Genomic DNA, 17,840 nt, shown 5'->3' with positions numbered 1-17,840 from the left:
AAGATTTCATGCAAACTCCACAAAAAATTGCTGTAGTAGGTTCCGGTTTAGTTGGTACTTTATTGGCAATTTATCTTAAAAGACAAGGACATACCGTACATGTTTTTGATAGAAGTCCGGATATCAGAACGGTCGAGTTTTCAGGACGTTCTATTAATTTGGTGATGTCCAATCGCGGTTGGAAAGCCATGGCGGATGTGGGTTTAGATGATGAGATTCGGAAAATCGGGATTCCGGTGGATAAAAGAGCGATTCACCTCAAAGACGGCAAACTCAATTACCAATATTACGGCAAAGACGGCGAAGCTATTTTTTCATTATCGCGTGGTGTTTTAAACCGAAGAATGATAGATTTGGCAGAAGCGGAAGGTGTGGTGTTTTTCTTCGAGCACAAGATTTGGGACGTAACTTTAGCTACAGCTACGCTTCACATTGGGGAAACCGAAAGAGGCGAGTGGACAGAACTGCAATACGATAAAGTATTTGGCGCCGATGGTGCTTTTTCCAGAATTCGCCATCGCATGCAACGCCAAAGTATGTTTGATTACTCGCAAGAGTTCATGAAAATTGGGTACAAGGAGTTGCACATCCCGGCCAATCCCGATGGGACACATAAAATAGACCAAAACTCTTTACACATTTGGCCTCGCGGGAATTTTATGTTAATGGCTTTGGCCAATTTAGACGGCAGTTTTACCTGTACGTTGTTTATGCCATTTGAAGGCGAAAACTCTTTTGAGCAATTAAAAGATGAAGCTGCTTTGGTGGCTTTCTTCGCCAATTATTTCCCGGATACCGCAGCAGTGATTCCCGATTTGGTTCGAGATTTCTTTAAAAATCCCACCAGTTATTTGGCGATTATGAAGTGTTATCCTTGGACGTTTGAAGATAAAGTAGCCTTGATTGGCGATGCTTCTCACGCCATTGTTCCTTTTTACGGACATGGCATGAACGCCGGTTTTGAGGACATTACGGTTCTGAGTGAAATGATGACAAAATATGGAGACGATTGGGAAACCATTTTCGCCGAATATCAAAAATCGCGCAAACCTAATGCCGATGCTATAGCCGAATTGTCGCTTCGCAATTTCATCGAGATGAGCACCAAAACCGCCGATGAAAAGTTTTTATTGCAAAAGAAAATAGAAAAATGGTTCTCCGACAAGCATCCCGACAAATGGATGCCGCTTTACAGTCGCGTTACCTTTAGTTTGCAACCCTATTCCGAAGCTCTGGCGATAGGCGATTTTCAAAATCAAATCATGGAACAAGTGATGCAAATGCCGAATATTGAAGCTATTTGGAATAGCGAGGAAGTCGAAAACAAAATCATTGATTTATTGAAGTAAGTTTTTAGTAGCTATTTCCGGCTGTGCGCTCTATCTTTTTACTTGTTCTCGATACTTTTGTTTCGCTTCTCGAATGCCTCGAGAAACAAAACAAAAACTCGAACTGACGTAAAAAGGATGCCGCTGCCATCCGGGCTAGGGCTTATTCTGCTTCCCGATGCACTTTGGTAAAATCGAATGCCGGTTGGCAAATCGCAATATATTCGCAAGGATCGTCAAACGGATTGGAATATTGTACTCGGGTGTTTTTCTCAATTTTTATCGATTGACCGGCTTCTAAAATTACGGTTTCTTCTTCAATAATAAACTGCTTTTTTCCGGAGATTATATAGGTATATTCGTCAAACTCCGGTGTTTGAAAAGGTTCGCTCCAATGTGGAGGTGCAACCATGTGAGCGATGGAAATGTCATTGTTAGCAGTTGCGGCTTTTCCGTGGTGCTCTTCTATTAGTTTTCCGTCGGTGGTTGGTACCACAAAAGGATTTTTTTGGATAAAATATTTACTCATAATCTTTGTTGAAATTAATCCCAAGTATATTTCCAGCTGCCGTCACTTTGCTTTTTCCAGACGGTATGAAAAACACCTTTGAATTCGCGTTCTTTGCCTTGAAAATCTTTGATAGACCAGACGTAGTTGCCATAAGTATACCCCATAGTGCCGTCGTTGGAAACGTCTACATGATTAGGTGTCCAAGTTACTTTAGCCGATTGGTATTTTTGATCGCTGTAGTACAATTTGATGTTTTCTTTGCCGATAATGAGTGTGTCGTTTTCGCGTTTGATGACCGCATTACTGTCGGCAAATGTATAAAACGCTTCCGGGATACCTTTGGTTTGCGCCATGGTTTTGAAATCTTCTTCCGCTTTTAAAACTTCTTTCTTGAAAGGTTCTAAATCAACTTGGGTTATAACTTCTTTTTTGTTACAACTAAAAAAGGCAACCGTTAAGAGCGTTAAGGCTATTTTTTTCATAGTTTAATTATTTTTTAAAGATAAAATACACGGCCAATATCAGAAATACAAACCCAACGGCATGATTCCATCTGAAGGTTTCGTTTTTGAAAAACAACAGTGAAAAAATCACAAAAATGACAAGGGTAATCACTTCTTGTATGACTTTTAATTGCATCAGTGAAAACGGTCCGCCGTTGCCTTGAAAACCTATTTTGTTGGCCGGAACCTGAAAGCAATATTCAAACAAAGCCAATCCCCAACTGATTAAAATGATGGTAATCAATCCGGCGTTTTCAAACCATTTCAACTCTTTAAATTTGAGATGTCCGTACCAAGCCAAGGTCATAAAAACATTCGACAATACTAATAGTCCTATAGTTAAAAACGACTTCATTATTTGCGGAATAATTTGTTTAAAATTCCGAATACGCCACGAATAAAGGTGGCACTCGTTACCACTTTAGTAACCGATTTTCCTATGACTTCCGTAGTACTCGGCTCGTTGCTTTTTCTTTCTTCTTGTTTTGTCTCAGCTTCAGCCTCAGCTTCGGCCTGTTGGTTGGCGGCTTCAATTTTTTGCGTCAACATTTCGTAGGCGCTTTCGCGGTCGATGGCTTCAGCGTATTTTTTAACTAATTTCGATTTGGCGTTGATTTCTGCTATTTCCACATCGGTTAAAACATCCATGCGACTCATAGGGGCGCGCATCATAGTCGCCGCTAACGGAGTTGGAATTCCTTTTTCGTTTAGAGCCGTTACAAAAGCTTCACCGATTCCGAGAGACGTCAAAACTTCGTCTGTTTTGTAATAATCGGAAACCGGGTAGTTTTCGGCAGTTTGCTTGATGGCTTGGCGGTCTTTAGCCGTAAAGGCTCTCAAGGCATGTTGGATTTTCAGTCCCAATTGCGCCAAAACACTGGCCGGAACATCCATAGGGTTTTGGGTGATGAAATACACACCGATACCTTTGGAGCGAATCAGTTTGATAATGGTTTCGATTTGGTCGAGTAGGGCATCGCTGGCTTCGTTAAAAATCAGGTGTGCTTCATCTATAAAAATCACCAATTCCGGTTGGTCGGCATCGCCTTTTTCCGGCATTTGTTGGTAAATTTCGGCTAACAAACTCAGCATGAAGGTCGAAAACAACTTTGGTTTATCCTGAATGTCAGTCAATCGGAGAATGTTTACGTAGCCTTTGCCGTTTTCATCAATGCGCATTAAATCGTCTATTTCAAACGACTTTTCACCAAAGAAAATATCGCCGCCTTGTTGTTCTAATTCGATTATTTTTCTCAGAATTATGCCGGTGGTTGACGTGGAAATTTTGCCGTAGTGTTCTTGAATTTCTTCTTTGCCTTCTTCGGTGATGTAGTTGATGACTTTTTTGATGTCTTTCAAATCCAGCAAAGGCATTTTTTTGTCATCGCAATATTTAAAAATAACAGCCACAACACCGGCTTGGGTGTCGTTCAAATCGAGTATTCTGGAAAATAATACGGGGCCGAATTCAGAGACAGTAGCCCTTAGTCTAACGCCGTTTTGTTGGGAAAGCGACAACAGTTCAACCGGGAAACTATCAGGTTGGTAAGGAAGGTTGATTTTAGCGTGACGTTCAGTGATAAAAGGCTTTTCTTCGCCGGCTTTAGCAATGCCCGAAAAATCCCCTTTAATGTCCATCATCAAGACAGGTATCCCGAAAGAAGACAATTGTTCTGATAGGACTTGGATGGTTTTGGTTTTACCCGTTCCGGTGGCTCCGGCTATGAGTCCGTGACGGTTTAATGTCTTCAATGGTACTTTGACAAAAGTATCCGGTAGTGCTTCTCCGTTAAACATAGCGCCACCCAGCGTAATGCTTTCGCCTTTGAATTGATAGCCCTCGTTGGTGTATTTTGAAAATTCAGCTGTTGCAGTCATGGTTGCATTTGTAGTTTTATAAAGGTAAAACAAAATAAGGTTTTTTTTTGAAACCTGAAAAATGTTGTTAACTCTTTTGCATAAAGGAAAGCAATAATTTTAAATTCCCGAAAATGTTTTCGTTAAAAAATACAATTTCAGGATTTTTTGCGTTGTACTTATATAAAGCTGATTAAAACCTTGAAAATTAGGCTTATTTTTATTGATTATTTAAGGATTGTTTTAAAACACATTCATACCCTTTAAAACCGATGATTTGGGATATGTTATTAAAACCAAAAAAAGTTTTTTTATTTCAAGTAAAAAATTAAATTTGTCCCTAATCAAGTTTATTAACAACTAAAACTTATAATTTATTTAAAACTTTTAAAATTTAAAAAAATGGCAAACGTTAAAAAAGAATCTGGTTCAAACGGTTTAGGGATGATGTCTGGAATCATCATTGTAGCATGTATTTTTGTTGGTTGGATTATTTGGAACTTCATCATGGGTGCAGGTTCTAACTTTGAAGGTGGTGTAAATACAGGTCACCCACTACCTGGTAACTATTTGGCAATGGTATACAAAGGAGGTCCGATTGTACCTGTTTTGATGGGATTGTTTTTGATGGTAATCGTGTTCTCAATTGAGCGTTTCTTTGTAATCACTAAAGCAGGTGGAAAAGGAAACTTAGATACTTTCATGAGAAATGTACAAGCTAGTGTAAAAGCTGGTAACATTGATGACGCTATCACAGCTTGTGACAAACAACAAGGTTCTGTAGCTAACTCAATTAAAGCGGCATTGGTAAAATACCAAGAAGTTAAAAAAGAAGGATTTACAAGCGAAGAAGCTGCTGAAACTATCCACAAAGAAATCGAAGAAGCTACCTCATTAGAAATGCCGATGTTAGAGAAAAACATGACTATCTTGTCAACATTAGTAGCTTTAGGAACTTTAGCAGGATTGTTAGGAACTGTAACCGGTATGATTAAAGCGTTTGGTGCGTTAGCTTCTGCAGGTACTCCTGACCAAGCAGCGTTAGCAAACGGTATTTCTGAGGCCTTGATCAACACTGCTACAGGTATCTCTACTTCAGCTTTAGCGATCATCACTTACAACTTCTTTACTTCTAAAATTGATACGTTAACTTACTCTATCGATGAGGCAGGTTCTACTATTGTGAACACATACAGAAAATTCAGAGGAAGTTTAAAATCATAATACAATAGTTGAAAAACTTATTGTACTTAATAAAACAAATAAATGGCTAAAGTAAAATCTCATAAGGCGGCAGGAGCCATCGACATGACGGCGATGTGTGACGTAGCTTTCCTTTTACTTACCTTCTTTATCTTAACTGCAACGGCAAAAATGCCCGAGCCGTTACCGGTGGACACACCATCTTCAACAGTTCAAACTAAATTGCCGGAAACCGGATTAGTAATGATTACTGTAGGGAAAAGTGAGGGTAAAGAACAAGTATTTTATGGAATGAAAGACAGAGCTATCCGTTCGGGTGCTTTGGATTATATGGCTCAGAAATATAATGTAACTTTCACAGAGGAAGAAAAAGCGCAATTCGCATTAGTGGATGAGTTTGGAGTTCCTATAGAAGGTTTAAAAGCATTACTGGCTATGAAAGCTTCGGATAGAGTGAAAAAAGGAGTACAATCAGGGATTCCATGTGATTCTATCAACAATCAATTACAAGATTGGATACAAGGCGCAAGAAAAGCAAATATAGATGAAGGTGCTGATAAAGAACTTCAATTTGCTATCAAAGGCGATGCTAAAGAGTTATATCCTCAAATCAAAAGAGTGATGGATATACTACAGGACCAAAAAATCAATAGCTTTAATTTAGTTACTGGTTTAAGAGGAAAAGATTATTAATTTTAATAACAGTATAAAATGGCTGAATTAAATACCGGCGACAGTGGCGGCGGCAAAAAAGGCAGTAAAAAGGTAAGAAGTAAAAAATCCAATGCCAAGGTAGACCTTACCGCAATGGTGGACTTAGCGTTCTTATTGATTACTTTCTTTATGTTAACCACGTCACTATCCAAACCACAATCTATGGATTTAGGTTTGCCGGATAAAGAAGATAAAGATGAACCGCAAACGGATATTAAAGTTGATCAAAGAAGAACCGTGACTATCATCATGGGGAAAGACAACAAAATCAAATGGTTTCACGGTTTGTTAGAAAGTCCTGAACCGGGTGGAGCACCAACCGATGCAGTGTATGGTAAAAACGGAATCAGAAAAGAAATTTTAAAAAGAGTAGCTTCGATTCCACAAGTAACTGGCGATAAAAAGAAAGGGATGATTGTTATTATCAAACCTACTAAAAAAGCCACGTACAGAAATTTAGTTGATATTTTAGATGAGATGGCAATTTGTGACGTTCCAACGTATGCTATTGTAAACGATATCACTCCTGAAGAGCAAAAACTAGTAGATGCAATGAACAAGTAATGTCTTGTACTAATCTTTAAAAAGTAAAACAATGAAATTAGACTTATTAAAAAGACAGTGGATAGACATCGTTTTTGAGGGACGTAACAAAGCCTATGGTGCTTATGAGTTGCGTAAAGAAAACCCAAAAACTACTTTGCGTTCACTACTGATAGGGGCTTTCATTTTTGGTGTTGCCGTGGCTTCTCCGTTAATTGCGGATTTGATTCCGGACAGCTCAGATGAAGACGCCAACTTAGATAAAAAAATTGTAACGATTAAGTTGCCGCCTAAAGAAGAGCAACCTAAAGACTTACCACCACCGCCACCGCCACCGCCAAAAGTAGATCAAGTAAAATTTGTGAAACCGGTAGTTGCGAAAACAGAAGAGATTGTGGAAGAACCGCCTAAAATGGAAGAAATCAAGGATAAAAAACTTGGTGATGAAACCATCAAAGGAGATCCGGATGCGCCACTAACTTTAGAAGACGCTGGAACAGGACCGAGCCAAGTGGTAGAAGAAGATAACAACATCTATAACACAGCCGGTATCGAGGTTAAGCCAGATTTCCCTGGAGGTTTAGAGAAGTTTTACAAGTTTATCGGTAAAAACTTCCAAGTTCCTGAAGAAGAAGGATTGAAAGGAAAGATTTTTGTAACTTTCGTAGTTGAGAAAGATGGTTCGTTAACAGATATCAAAGTATTAAGAGATATTGGATACGGAACCGGAAAAGAAGCCATCAGAGTTTTAAAATCTTGTCCTAAATGGAATCCGGGTGAACAGAATGGTAAAAAGGTAAGGGTATTGTACTCGTTGCCGATTTCAATCCAGTCAGCCGAATAAATGATTTCAAATTTCATACAAAATTTCAAGAAGAAATCGCTTAAAGAGCGATTTCTTCTCGTTATTAGCTTATTGAACTTTTTAGCCTTTTGTTTTTTAGGATCACTCCTTTTATTTTGGGACAAGTTAAAGTTAAATTTGCCTAATAATTTACAGCTTATAGTAGGTTGTTTGATAATAATTTTCGGATTTATACGTTTTACAACTCAGGTCAAACGTTTAAACAATAATGATGATGAATAAAGTAGCTAAAACCGTAGTTGGTTTTTTTCTTTTAACCCTGCTTTTTGTTTTTTCTTGTCAAAAGAAATCAGAAGAGTCAGTGGATACTATTATTGAAGGTAAGGCTACAATTTATGTAGACGAATCGATTTTGCCCATAATCGAAGATGAGCAAGCCGTTTTTGAAACCCAATACAATGCCAAGTTGCAGTTGGTGCCCAAATCTGAGAATGAAGTTTTAAATGCTATGTTTAACGACACAGCAGCCATTGCGGTATTGACCAGAAATTTAACCAAAGAAGAGCTTAACGCTTTTCAGGCTAAAAAAATCAATCCTAAAATTACACCATTTGCAACCGATGCTGTTGCTTTAATCAGAAGTAAAACTTCTAAAGATACCCTTATTGAGCTACAGGATGTTATCGATTTCATCAATGGCAAATCTATCAACTCAATCAAAGGATTGGTATTTGATAATGCTAACTCCAGTACGGTTCGTTACCTGTCGGATTTAGTCGGTATTCCGGTAAACAATCAAAAAAATGTATTTTCTCTTAAAACCAATCAGGAAGTCATTAAGTATGTGGCCGAGCACGATGGAATGATTGGTGTTGTTGGGATTAATTGGATTTTTCAACCGCCGTTGGATTTACAAGAATCAGTTGATAAAGTCAATGTTCTTGGGGTGAAAGGTACTAAAGCTGCTACTTTCGCGTTTCCAACACAAGACAATCTTGCCCAAGGTAAATATCCTTTGGCACGCCATTTGTACTTCGTGAATTGTCAAGGATATTCCGGATTAGGAATGGGCTTTGCTTCCTTCTTAGGTGGCGAAAGAGGTCAACGCATTATTTTAAAATCAGGTTTGGTTCCTGAGCGTGTTCCTTCCCGAAAAATTATGATTAGAGACAAAATAACTAAAGATAAAAATTAAAAATTGCAAGATGAACAAGTTTAAAATATTCAGCTTAGCCTTAGTAGCAACAACCGTTGCTAAGGCACAGGATTTGGAAACAGCGAAGAAGGCTATTGATGCTGAACAATTTGAAAAAGCTAAATCGTTATTAAAATCTGTTATACAAGCTAAACCGGCTAACGGTAAGGCTGCTTTTCTATTAGGTAATGTTTATTTAAAACAAAACATTGCTGATTCTGCTACTATCTTTTTTCAAAGAGGTTTAGCCGCTGCAGAAGGCGCTAAGTTCAACAATATCGGTTTGGCACAAATCGACTTGGATGCGAATAATGTAACGGCAGCCAAAGCTAAATTTGATTTAGTGACTAAAGATTTGAAAAAGAAAGATGTAGAAGAGTATGTTTACATCGCTCGCGCCTATATGAATGCAGATAAACCTGATTTTAAAAGCGCTATCGAAATCTTAAACAAAGCCAAATTGGCCAATCCGAATGATGCTCAAGTGCAGTTAGCCTTAGGTGATGCTTATTATGGTGATAAAAATCAAAACGATGCCTACGTGGCTTACCGTAATGCTTACCAAGCCGACAATACATTGTTGAGAGCCAAAATGCAGTTGGGTGTTTTGTTGAAAGGTGCTAAAGCCTATACCGAAGCGGTTAAAGCTTACAACGAAGTAATTGCTATTGACGCTAATTACGGACCGGTTTACCGCGAGTTGGCTGAGACTTACTATTTATGGGGCAATAACGTGCCGTCAACTTATACTGAAAACATCCAGAAGGCTTTAGGTTTTTACGAAAAGTACATGACTTTAACAGATTACTCTATCACGTCTCGTATGCGTCATGCCGACTTCTTAATCTTGGCTAAAGATTACAAAGCCTTAGAGTTGGAAGCCAACAAGATGAAAGAACTCGATGGTGTAAACCCAAGAATTTTAAGATATTTAGGATATTCTGCTTACGAAAACGGAAATTTTGAAGCGGCTTTGAAAGCTTTACAAGATTATACCGCCAATACTGCTAACAAAGTTATCCCAAGAGATTACATTTACTTAGGTCAAGCTAAAATCAAAAAAGGAGCAAGTGCCGACGGTAAGACTATTGATCCTACATTGTTAGCTTCAGCTATTGAAGATATTAAAAAAGCAGTAACCATGGAGCCTTTAGTAGCGGCCGATTTGAACGAATTAGGAAAAAAATTATACGATCAAAAAGCTTTTGGTGCTGCCGCAGCCGTATTTGAAGTAGCGGTTTCTGTGCCAACTTCTAAAAATTATTTGATTGATAATTTCTATTTAGGTAATGCCATTTATTACGATAATACTCGTAAAGACTTGGCTAAACCGGATCCGATAGCTTTGCAAAAAGCAGATGTTGCTTTCGGAAATGTAATTACAGCTTCACCTAACACGGCAGATGCGTACATCTTCAGAGCCAGAACCAATAATTTATTAGAAAAAGATGATGTTATGGCAGCCAACTATCAATTGTATATTGATATTGTAACCGCAAAAGGCGAAGCAGAAGTGACTAAAAGTAAAGCCAAGTTTATCGAAGCTTACAACAATATGGCTGCTTTTTATGCCAATACGGATAAAGCCAAAGCCAAAGAATTGTTCAACAAAACATTGGCTTTAGACCCAACTAACAGTTACGCAACAGAATCGTTGAAGTTATTGAAATAAGACTTTTTGAGTCATTACCCTAAAACCGCCTTTTTTTCAAGGCGGTTTTTTTATTGGGTCAATTTGCTTTTTCAAATCAACTGTCTTTAAAATAAGTATCTTTGCAGGCAAGAATTGAATTATGTTAACAAAAGAAATACAATTAGCCGTCGACAAAGGAGCAATGCTTCCGTTGATGGAAGAATTTTACACCATACAAGGAGAAGGGTTTCACACCGGAACCGCAGCTTATTTTATCCGAATCGGAGGTTGCGATGTAGGTTGTCATTGGTGCGATGTGAAAGAAAGTTGGAATGCCGAATTGCATCCGCCAACAAACACGGATGCTATAGTCGAAAATGCTTCTCAATATGCCGATACAGTAGTAGTAACCGGTGGAGAACCGCTTACGTGGGACATGACATTGCTTACCCAAAAGTTAAAAGAAAAAAAACGAAAAGTCCACATTGAAACCTCCGGGGCTTATCCGGTTTCCGGAACTTGGGATTGGTTTTGTTTGTCGCCTAAAAAGAATAAACTCCCGGTGGCCGAAGCTTACGCAATAGCTAACGAACTCAAAGTAATCATTTACAACAAACACGATTTTATTTTTGCCGAAGAACAAGCCGCTAAAGTCAATCCAAACGCCATTCTTTTCCTGCAACCCGAATGGAGCAAGAAAGAAGAAATGACGCCGTTGATTGTAGATTATGTAATGAACAACCCTAAATGGCGTGTATCATTGCAAACGCATAAATATTTGAATATACCTTAATAATGACAAAAAAAATTTTGCTTTTTATCGGTTTACTCTTCTTGCCTTTTTTAGGAACTGCCCAAATTGATGGTGAAGATGAAGTGTATTTGTCCGGAGATCGTATTGAAGCCAAATTCCGAGGCGGTGGTTTAGACAAGTTTGATGAATTTGTAAACAATGTTTTTGATTATCGTAAAGTCACCAAAGAAGGAACTATGATCGCGGCTTTTACCATAGATGTGGAAGGCAATGTAACCGGTATTAAAATTGTGCAAATGCTGGACGTCGAATCGGCTAAAGAAATGATACGCGTTCTTAAGTTGTGTCCGAAATGGGAACCAGCCAAAAGAGGCGGCAAACCCATTAGTATCGAAATCAAATATCCGATGAACTTCAGGAGAAAATAAAATACATTCTATGAAAATTATTTACACTGTTCTGTTTTGTTGTGTCACACTTTTTGTAAAGGCACAAGAAACCAACCAAACGACAGAAATAATTGAGTCAACCTACAGTCTAGCTTCATTAGAGGTGAAACCAGAATTCCCCGGTGGAATTTCCGAATTTTACAAGTACATAGGTCAAAACTTCAAAGCGCCAAAGGATAAAAAGTTCCCTGGCGGTAGAGTAATTGTGTCATTTGTAATTGAAAAAGACGGTTCAGTAACCGAAGTGAAAATTTTAAAAGATTGTGGTTTCGGTACGGCGGAAGAGGCTAAAAGGGTGTTGCTTAATTGCCCGAAATGGAAACCGGCCACTCAAAAAAATGTTCCGGTTCGTTGTCAATTCGGATTACCGATTGCTCTTGCCGCAAATTAAAATACTATCCCAAACTTGTTTTGGGATTTTTTATTTTTACACCTTAAATCATCAATTCAAAACATGAATACTTCCCAATTTTTATTAGATTCTAATATTACCTTTTTAAATCATGGATCCTTTGGTGCTTGTCCGCAACCCATTTTTGACGAGTTCCAACGATTCCAACGCGAACTCGAATTGGACCCGGTTCATTTTATTCAGAAGAAATTACCGGTATACTTAAAGCAAGCCAAAGCACCGTTGGGCGAATTTATTGGGTGTAATCCAAAAGATTTTTTCTTTGTTCCCAATCCGACTGTTGCGATCAATACTGTCATGCGCAGTTTGCAATTGCAACCCGGAGATGAAATTTTAGCAACCAATCATGAGTACGGTGCCATGGACAGAACGTGGCATTTTTACTGTAAAAAATCAGGAGCTAAATATGTGCGCCAACCGATAACTTTGCCTGTGGTTTCCAAAGAACAAATAATAGCCGAATTTTGGAAAGGCTACACCAGTAAAACCAAAGTCATTTTTTTAAATCACATTTCGAGTTCAACGGCTTTGATTTTTCCGGTTAAGGAAATTTGCGATAAAGCACAAGAGTTAGGATTGATTACTATAGTAGATGGCGCGCACGTTCCCGGTCATATTGATTTGGATCTAGCCGATTTGAATCCGGATTTTTACACCGGCACTTTGCACAAATGGATGTTGGCGCCCAAAGGCAGTTCGTTTTTGTATGTGAAAAAGGAATTCCAAGACGATATTGATCCGCTGGTGGTAAGTTGGGGTTACGAAAGTTTGGCGCCGAGTGAAAGTCGGTTTTTAGATTACCACGAATACCAAGGTACCAACGACCATTCCGCTTTTTTGTGTACGCCTACGGTTATCAACTTCTTAAAAGAAAATGACTGGAAAGCGAAATCGGAAGCGTGTAAACAAATTGTTTTCGATAATTACCAACGCTTTTGCGATTTACTCCAAACACAACCCATTGCACCGATTACTTCCGAATTTTTAGGGCAAATGGCCAGCATTCCGGTAAAAACAAGTAAGCCTGCCGAGTTGAAAGATTTGCTCTATAATCAATACAAAATTCAAATTCCGGTGATGCCGTTGAACGACAAAGTGTATTTAAGATATTCGATTAATGCCTACAATACTCAAGAAGATTTAGAGGTGTTGTATCGCGCTTTGGAAGATATCTTGAAAACTACGGATTTGATTGAACGCTAAATTCCTAGCCCGGATTGGAGTGGAAATCCTTTTTGTTTTTACTTTAAAAACAAAAAGATTGGAACGCAAAGCCGGATTAAGCTCCTAAAGCAGTCTCGCCAAATAATCAAAATGATTGCCTTCGAGCAGCAATTCGCATTGCAAACCATTGGCGTGCGCGGCATTTTGCAGGGTGTTATAATCGAGATACAACCAAGGGAAAGTGTCTTCAGTTTGCCCTTTGTAACTCACGTTGAAAGTTAATTCGCCGTAATAACCCGTGGCCGGAACCATGTAAGCGCCGTCTTCGTCTTGGTCGAACATATAAATAATATCGGAACTATCAATTAGAATCTGGCCGTTAGGCGTTAAAAGCGATTTGAGTTTTTGCAAGTATTTAGAGGTTTCAGCTAAGGTTCCGAAGATTCCCGTGCCGTTCATGAGCAAAAGTATGGTGTCGAATTGTTCGTTTTCCAACTCCAACAAATGTTGCATGCGCGCGTCTTTTACACCCCGCAACTGACAAGTTTGAATGGCTTTTGGCGAAATATCGATAGCCGTTACTTCAAACCCTTTTTGTTGTAAGTACAAACTGTGGCTGCCGGCACCGCAACCTACATCGAGGATTTTGCCTTTGGCCAGTTGCAATGCCTTTTTTTCTATTTTAGGCATTTCCTGATACGTGCGAAACAAATAGGCTATGCTCATCTCATCGGCTTCGGAAATGCTGGTTTCCGTAATCAAATCTTCCGGAGCATTTTGGGTTTGGTAATCAAGTATGGCTTGGCCGAATAAATCTTTCATTTGTTGTTAATCTTATTTTAAAGGTCAAATGCAGTCGCCTCGCTCGTGTTTGTTTTGATTTTGCTAATCGGCTGAGTAACTAAGTGGCTGAGATTTTGAATGTTTTTACAGAGGGTTTATTCAAAGTTGTTTAATTTTGTACTATGAGTTTGAAGCCTTCCTTAAACGAAATCCAAAAGTTAGCCAAAGATAAGCATATCGAAAACAAAAAGTATTTTGATAAGCTGAAAAAGAAAACACCGAAAAATTTAGACTACGTGATGCAGGATTTGCATGAAGCCGAGTTTAAACGAACGGATTGTTTGACTTGTGCCAACTGCTGCAAAACTACCGGGCCATTGTTTACTTTGGCTGATATCGAGCGAATAGCCAAACATTTCAAACAGAAACCACAGCAGTTTATTGACCAATACTTGCGCATAGACGAAGACAACGATTATGTTTTGCAACGCGTGCCTTGTACGTTTTTAGATGCCCAAAATTACTGTATGATTTATGACGTTCGCCCGAAAGCTTGTCGCGAATTCCCGCACACCGACCGAAAGAAATTCCAGCAAATTTCAGATTTGACGTTGAAGAATGTAGCCATTTGTCCGGCTGCCTACAACATAGTAGAAGAAATGAAGAAAAAATTACCGTTATGATGAAAGTGTACAAATCTAAAATCGATTGGTGGTTGATTATCCTTATCGGAGCTCTTTTCGGTTATCCTATAATAGAAGGTATTATCAGTAAAGACTACCTGATGTCGCTGGTATTTTTTGGCTTGGTGGTTTTAATTTTTTTGATGTTTTGGTCTATTCAATATAAAATAGTAGGCGAACAACTCAAAGTTTGGACCACCAAAATTGACATCCATTCGATTAAAAAAGTATACCGTACCAACAATCCGTTAAGTTCGCCTGCTTTATCGCTGGATCGAATTGCCATTGTTTATAATAAATATGATGAAATCCTGATTTCCCCCAAAGACCAATCGGCTTTTATAGCGCACTTGCTAAGCATCAATCCTAATATCGTGGTGGGCTGATAATAATTCGACATTTTTTTCGTTTCGATAAAAAGAAGCGTTATGAAAAAAGTAGCTCGTTACCTCATACTGATTTATATCTTTTCCCTTTTTCTGTCGTTTGTGGGCTATTGGTTAGACTCGGATGTACCTCAAAATACTTTGGTATACCAAATGTACGAGGTGTTTATGCTCTCAATATTCTTGTTCGGATTGCTGTCCGGATTGTTTTGCATACTTTACTTGATGTTCTCTTTTTTCAAATCGCTGATGCAAAAGGAAAATCAATACAGCAAATAAGGTTTTCGCATCGCTTTAAAGGCTTCGAGGTCTTTTTGCCAAGAGGCTCTGATGTCTGCTTCCGAAGTCCCGGCCATGATTTGTTGCTGTAGTTTTTTGGTGCCGGCCAATTTTGTGAAAAAATCATTAAAAAATTTTGATTGATCTGCTGTAGTTTGATACGCTTTAATCAGCCATTTTAACTCTAATCGGGTTACTTTTTCAATTTTTGTTAAATCTTCGCCATAACAAAGTTGGTCTTTATGCATCGGTTCTTTGGCCCCGAAATTCGGTACCGGTGTGAAACTAAAGTCGCTTTTCGGTAAAAACGGCGAGCCGTAAATTTGAAATTGCTTCTCTGTTCCTCGACCTACACTCACATTCGTACCTTCAAACAAACACAAACTCGCGTATAAATTGATGGCTTGGTCGTTGGGTAAATTCGGCGATGGTTTCACCGGCAAAGAATACGGCATTTCTCGGTTGTAATTTAAACACGGAATTACAGTCAGTTGACATTGTATGCCATTTTTCAACCATTTTTCACCGTTTATCATTTGCGCATATTCGCCTATCGTCATCCCGTGTAGCAACGGAATGGGATGCATGCCCACAAAACTGGTGTATTCTTTTTCCAATAGCGGCCCGTCAACAATGCCTCCGTTCGGGTTTGGTCTGTCCAAAACGAGTAACGGAATATTGTTTTCCGCACAAGCTTCCATAATATAATGTAAAGAAGAAATGTAAGTGTAGAATCTTGCACCTACATCTTGCAAATCAAAAACCATCATATCTATTCCGACCAATTGCTCCGGTTTTGGTTTTTTGTTGTTGCCGTAAAGTGAAATAATCGGTAAGCCGGTTTGGGTGTCTTTGCCGTCTTTAATCAATTCGCCTGCATCGGCTGTGCCGCGAAAACCGTGTTCGGGTGCGTAGATTTTTTGGACGTTGATTTTTTGTTCCAAAAGGTAATCGACTAGATGAACAGTTTCTCTTGAAATGGTTGTGTTTTTTGGGTCTGAAGTATGGTTGACTTTAGCGTTACTTAATACTCCTGTTTGATTGGTCACAATGCCAACTTTTTTATCTTTTAATAAAGGTAAATAAGTATTTGTGTTTTGTGCTCCTGTTTGAATTTCGAATTTTACATTTTTAGGAAGAATATCTTCTACCTTATCCCTTATCGCTTTTTTCTCCTGCGAAGCTCCACACGAAACCATTAGCAAAACCGAGAATAAAACTGTATTTTTGAACACCAAATTTGAAATCATACCGTTGAAATTAGACTATTTTATAGCGAAAAGGCTCATTACTACTAAAGACCATAAAAGTAGTATATCCGCGCCAATAATAAAAATTGCCATTACTGCCATAGCGCTAGGAATGATCATGATGATGGTTTCCATAGCTACCGGCATTGGCTTGCAACAAAAGATACGCCAAAAAGTTTCGGCCTTTAACGGACATATTATTATTTCCGGGTATAACGATAACAATTCGGACGTCAGTACTACGCCCGTTTCTAAAAAACAAAACTTTTATCCTAAGTTCACCTCAGTCGATGGTATTGCACATATTCAAGCCGTTGCCAGCAAAGCCGGAATCATCCGAACTGAAACTGCATTTGAAGGTATCATCTTTAAAGGTGTCGGCGCCGACTACGATACAGCTAACCTAAAAGAATATTTGGTTGCCGGAAGATTGCCCAATTTCAAAAACACTCTCAACGAAGAGGTTTTGATCTCGCAATACCTGGCCAATCGCTTAGGCTTAAAAAACAACGATAAATTCGTAACCTATTTCATGAAAGAAAATGGAGAAGGCTATAACCTGCGCAATTTTAAAATTGTAGGCGTATACAATTCCGGCTTTCAAGAATTCGACGCTACTTATGTAATAGGAGACATTCGCCACGTACAAAGAATCAACAAATGGAAGCCTGATCAAGTCGGTGCCTTCGAAGTCTTTGTCAACGACTTTACCCAAATCGAACAAAAAGGCCAAGAAGTTTATCAAGAAACCTCGTCCACACTCGATTCCCAAACCATAGTCGAAAAATACTATTACATCTTCGAATGGCTAAAACTCTTCGACGTTAATATATTGGTCATCTTAATTGTCATGATAGCCGTTTCTACTATTAATATGGTAGTCGCGCTTTTGGTGCTCATTTTAGAAAGAACCCAAATGATTGGTATTCTAAAATCACTCGGCGCCAACAACTGGTCCGTCCGAAAAATATTCCTCTACAATGCAGCTTACTTAATCGGTAGAGGTTTGTTATGGGGAAATGGCATCGGGTTGACTTTGCTGTTGCTCCAAAAATACTTCGGCATCATCAAACTCAATCCGGAGAGTTACTACGTTAACGAAGCGCCGGTCGACATCAACCTATTCTATCTTGTGCTCCTCAATATCGGTACCATTGTGGTTTGTTTGGTAGTTTTGCTCATTCCTTCTTATATCATTACCAAAATCACACCGTCAAAATCCATCCGTTTCGAATAATTTTTCTTTTGTAGCGAAAGGCTCGGGCTTTATTTGCGGTCTGCATTCCCGCTTTTCGGGCTACGCGGTAGCCTCTTCAATCGGGGCTAAACAGTTAACTTTTGTTTTGTGTTTGTAAAGATTTGTAAAAAGATTAGCTCCAAGAATCATA

The 17,840-nt window shown here is 38.8% G+C and carries 21 protein-coding genes; 15 read left to right on the top strand and 6 right to left on the bottom strand.

The features are described 5' to 3' along the window. Positions 1-8 precede the first annotated feature (8 nt). Positions 9-1,349 carry an FAD-dependent oxidoreductase gene (locus tag SK086_RS00105; RefSeq protein ID WP_290874947.1) on the top strand — a complete coding sequence of 447 codons (1,341 nt, stop codon included), beginning with the start codon at positions 9-11 and terminating at the stop codon, positions 1,347-1,349. A gap of 142 nt (positions 1,350-1,491) precedes the next feature. On the opposite strand, the gene SK086_RS00100 is transcribed toward SK086_RS00105, so the two are convergent. From SK086_RS00100 to SK086_RS00085, 4 genes are read right to left on the bottom strand one after another with little or no spacing between them, the layout of a single operon-like run. Further along, positions 1,492-1,857, bottom strand: a complete 366-nt coding sequence (locus SK086_RS00100; protein WP_324688759.1) for a cupin domain-containing protein — start codon at positions 1,855-1,857, stop codon at positions 1,492-1,494. Positions 1,858-1,871: 14 nt separating this feature from the next. Next, entirely contained in the window at positions 1,872-2,321 is a 450-nt protein-coding gene (locus SK086_RS00095) for a YybH family protein (RefSeq protein ID WP_324688757.1), read from the bottom strand. 7 nt (positions 2,322-2,328) lie between these two features. Then, a complete protein-coding gene (locus SK086_RS00090; RefSeq protein WP_290874954.1) occupies positions 2,329-2,697 on the bottom strand; it encodes a DMT family protein in 369 nt (122 codons plus the stop codon). Then, complete coding sequence (locus tag SK086_RS00085) at positions 2,697-4,220, bottom strand: helicase HerA-like domain-containing protein (protein ID WP_324688754.1); 1,524 nt, start codon at positions 4,218-4,220, stop codon at positions 2,697-2,699. The genes SK086_RS00090 and SK086_RS00085 overlap by 1 nt, the downstream gene beginning before the upstream one ends. Before the next feature lie 381 nt (positions 4,221-4,601). Between SK086_RS00085 and SK086_RS00080 the strand changes: the two genes are divergently transcribed. From SK086_RS00080 to SK086_RS00035, 10 genes are all read left to right on the top strand, one after another. Further along, positions 4,602-5,423 carry a MotA/TolQ/ExbB proton channel family protein gene (locus tag SK086_RS00080; protein ID WP_324688752.1) on the top strand — a complete coding sequence of 274 codons (822 nt, stop codon included), beginning with the start codon at positions 4,602-4,604 and terminating at the stop codon, positions 5,421-5,423. A 42-nt stretch (positions 5,424-5,465) separates the two neighbouring features. Continuing rightward, positions 5,466-6,095 carry an ExbD/TolR family protein gene (locus SK086_RS00075; RefSeq protein ID WP_290875988.1) on the top strand — a complete coding sequence of 210 codons (630 nt, stop codon included), beginning with the start codon at positions 5,466-5,468 and terminating at the stop codon, positions 6,093-6,095. A gap of 18 nt (positions 6,096-6,113) precedes the next feature. After that, positions 6,114-6,680, top strand: a complete 567-nt coding sequence (locus SK086_RS00070) for an ExbD/TolR family protein (protein ID WP_324688749.1) — start codon at positions 6,114-6,116, stop codon at positions 6,678-6,680. Between the two features lie 31 nt (positions 6,681-6,711). Next, positions 6,712-7,503, top strand: coding sequence for an energy transducer TonB (locus SK086_RS00065; protein ID WP_324688746.1), 792 nt, complete (start codon positions 6,712-6,714; stop codon positions 7,501-7,503). 235 nt (positions 7,504-7,738) lie between these two features. Further along, entirely contained in the window at positions 7,739-8,659 is a 921-nt protein-coding gene (locus tag SK086_RS00060) for a PstS family phosphate ABC transporter substrate-binding protein (RefSeq protein ID WP_324688744.1), read from the top strand. Positions 8,660-8,669: 10 nt separating this feature from the next. Then, positions 8,670-10,331 (top strand): tetratricopeptide repeat protein, encoded by a 1,662-nt coding sequence (locus SK086_RS00055; protein ID WP_324688742.1) that lies wholly within the window; start codon positions 8,670-8,672, stop codon positions 10,329-10,331. A gap of 121 nt (positions 10,332-10,452) precedes the next feature. Continuing rightward, complete coding sequence (locus tag SK086_RS00050) at positions 10,453-11,085, top strand: 7-carboxy-7-deazaguanine synthase QueE (RefSeq protein WP_290875993.1); 633 nt, start codon at positions 10,453-10,455, stop codon at positions 11,083-11,085. A gap of 2 nt (positions 11,086-11,087) precedes the next feature. Then, positions 11,088-11,474: an energy transducer TonB gene (locus tag SK086_RS00045; RefSeq protein ID WP_324688737.1), complete on the top strand. Its 387-nt coding sequence runs from the start codon at positions 11,088-11,090 to the stop codon at positions 11,472-11,474. Between the two features lie 10 nt (positions 11,475-11,484). After that, entirely contained in the window at positions 11,485-11,886 is a 402-nt protein-coding gene (locus SK086_RS00040; protein WP_324688735.1) for an energy transducer TonB, read from the top strand. 63 nt (positions 11,887-11,949) lie between these two features. Further along, positions 11,950-13,110 carry an aminotransferase class V-fold PLP-dependent enzyme gene (locus SK086_RS00035; RefSeq protein ID WP_324688733.1) on the top strand — a complete coding sequence of 387 codons (1,161 nt, stop codon included), beginning with the start codon at positions 11,950-11,952 and terminating at the stop codon, positions 13,108-13,110. Between the two features lie 84 nt (positions 13,111-13,194). Here SK086_RS00035 and SK086_RS00030 read toward each other — a convergent pair whose 3' ends face one another. After that, on the bottom strand, positions 13,195-13,893 hold the full coding sequence (locus tag SK086_RS00030; protein ID WP_324688731.1) for a class I SAM-dependent methyltransferase: 699 nt from the start codon (positions 13,891-13,893) through the stop codon (positions 13,195-13,197). Positions 13,894-14,036: 143 nt separating this feature from the next. Between SK086_RS00030 and SK086_RS00025 the strand changes: the two genes are divergently transcribed. Genes SK086_RS00025 through SK086_RS00015 form a run of 3 tightly spaced genes read left to right on the top strand, consistent with a single transcriptional unit; the run spans position 14,037 to position 15,202 of the window. Next, a complete protein-coding gene (locus tag SK086_RS00025; protein ID WP_407652308.1) occupies positions 14,037-14,537 on the top strand; it encodes a YkgJ family cysteine cluster protein in 501 nt (166 codons plus the stop codon). Continuing rightward, positions 14,534-14,923 (top strand): PH domain-containing protein, encoded by a 390-nt coding sequence (locus tag SK086_RS00020; RefSeq protein ID WP_324688729.1) that lies wholly within the window; start codon positions 14,534-14,536, stop codon positions 14,921-14,923. Before SK086_RS00025 ends, SK086_RS00020 begins: the two co-directional genes overlap by 4 nt. 42 nt (positions 14,924-14,965) lie before the next feature. Beyond that, entirely contained in the window at positions 14,966-15,202 is a 237-nt protein-coding gene (locus SK086_RS00015) for a hypothetical protein (protein WP_324688727.1), read from the top strand. Here the strand turns inward: SK086_RS00015 and SK086_RS00010 are convergent. Further along, positions 15,187-16,452, bottom strand: a complete 1,266-nt coding sequence (locus SK086_RS00010) for an exo-beta-N-acetylmuramidase NamZ family protein (protein ID WP_324688725.1) — start codon at positions 16,450-16,452, stop codon at positions 15,187-15,189. The two genes, SK086_RS00015 and SK086_RS00010, sit on opposite strands and share 16 nt — an antisense overlap. A gap of 4 nt (positions 16,453-16,456) precedes the next feature. Here SK086_RS00010 and SK086_RS00005 point away from each other — a divergent pair, with 4 nt between their 5' ends. Next, positions 16,457-17,689 carry an ABC transporter permease gene (locus SK086_RS00005; protein ID WP_324690429.1) on the top strand — a complete coding sequence of 411 codons (1,233 nt, stop codon included), beginning with the start codon at positions 16,457-16,459 and terminating at the stop codon, positions 17,687-17,689. The last annotated feature ends 151 nt before the right edge of the window (positions 17,690-17,840 follow it).

The organism is Flavobacterium cheonhonense, from assembly GCF_035671315.1.
Lineage (GTDB): Bacteria > Bacteroidota > Bacteroidia > Flavobacteriales > Flavobacteriaceae > Flavobacterium > Flavobacterium cheonhonense.
Note: the sequence above shows the minus strand (reverse complement) of the source record. Positions and strands in the feature narration are given on the sequence as shown.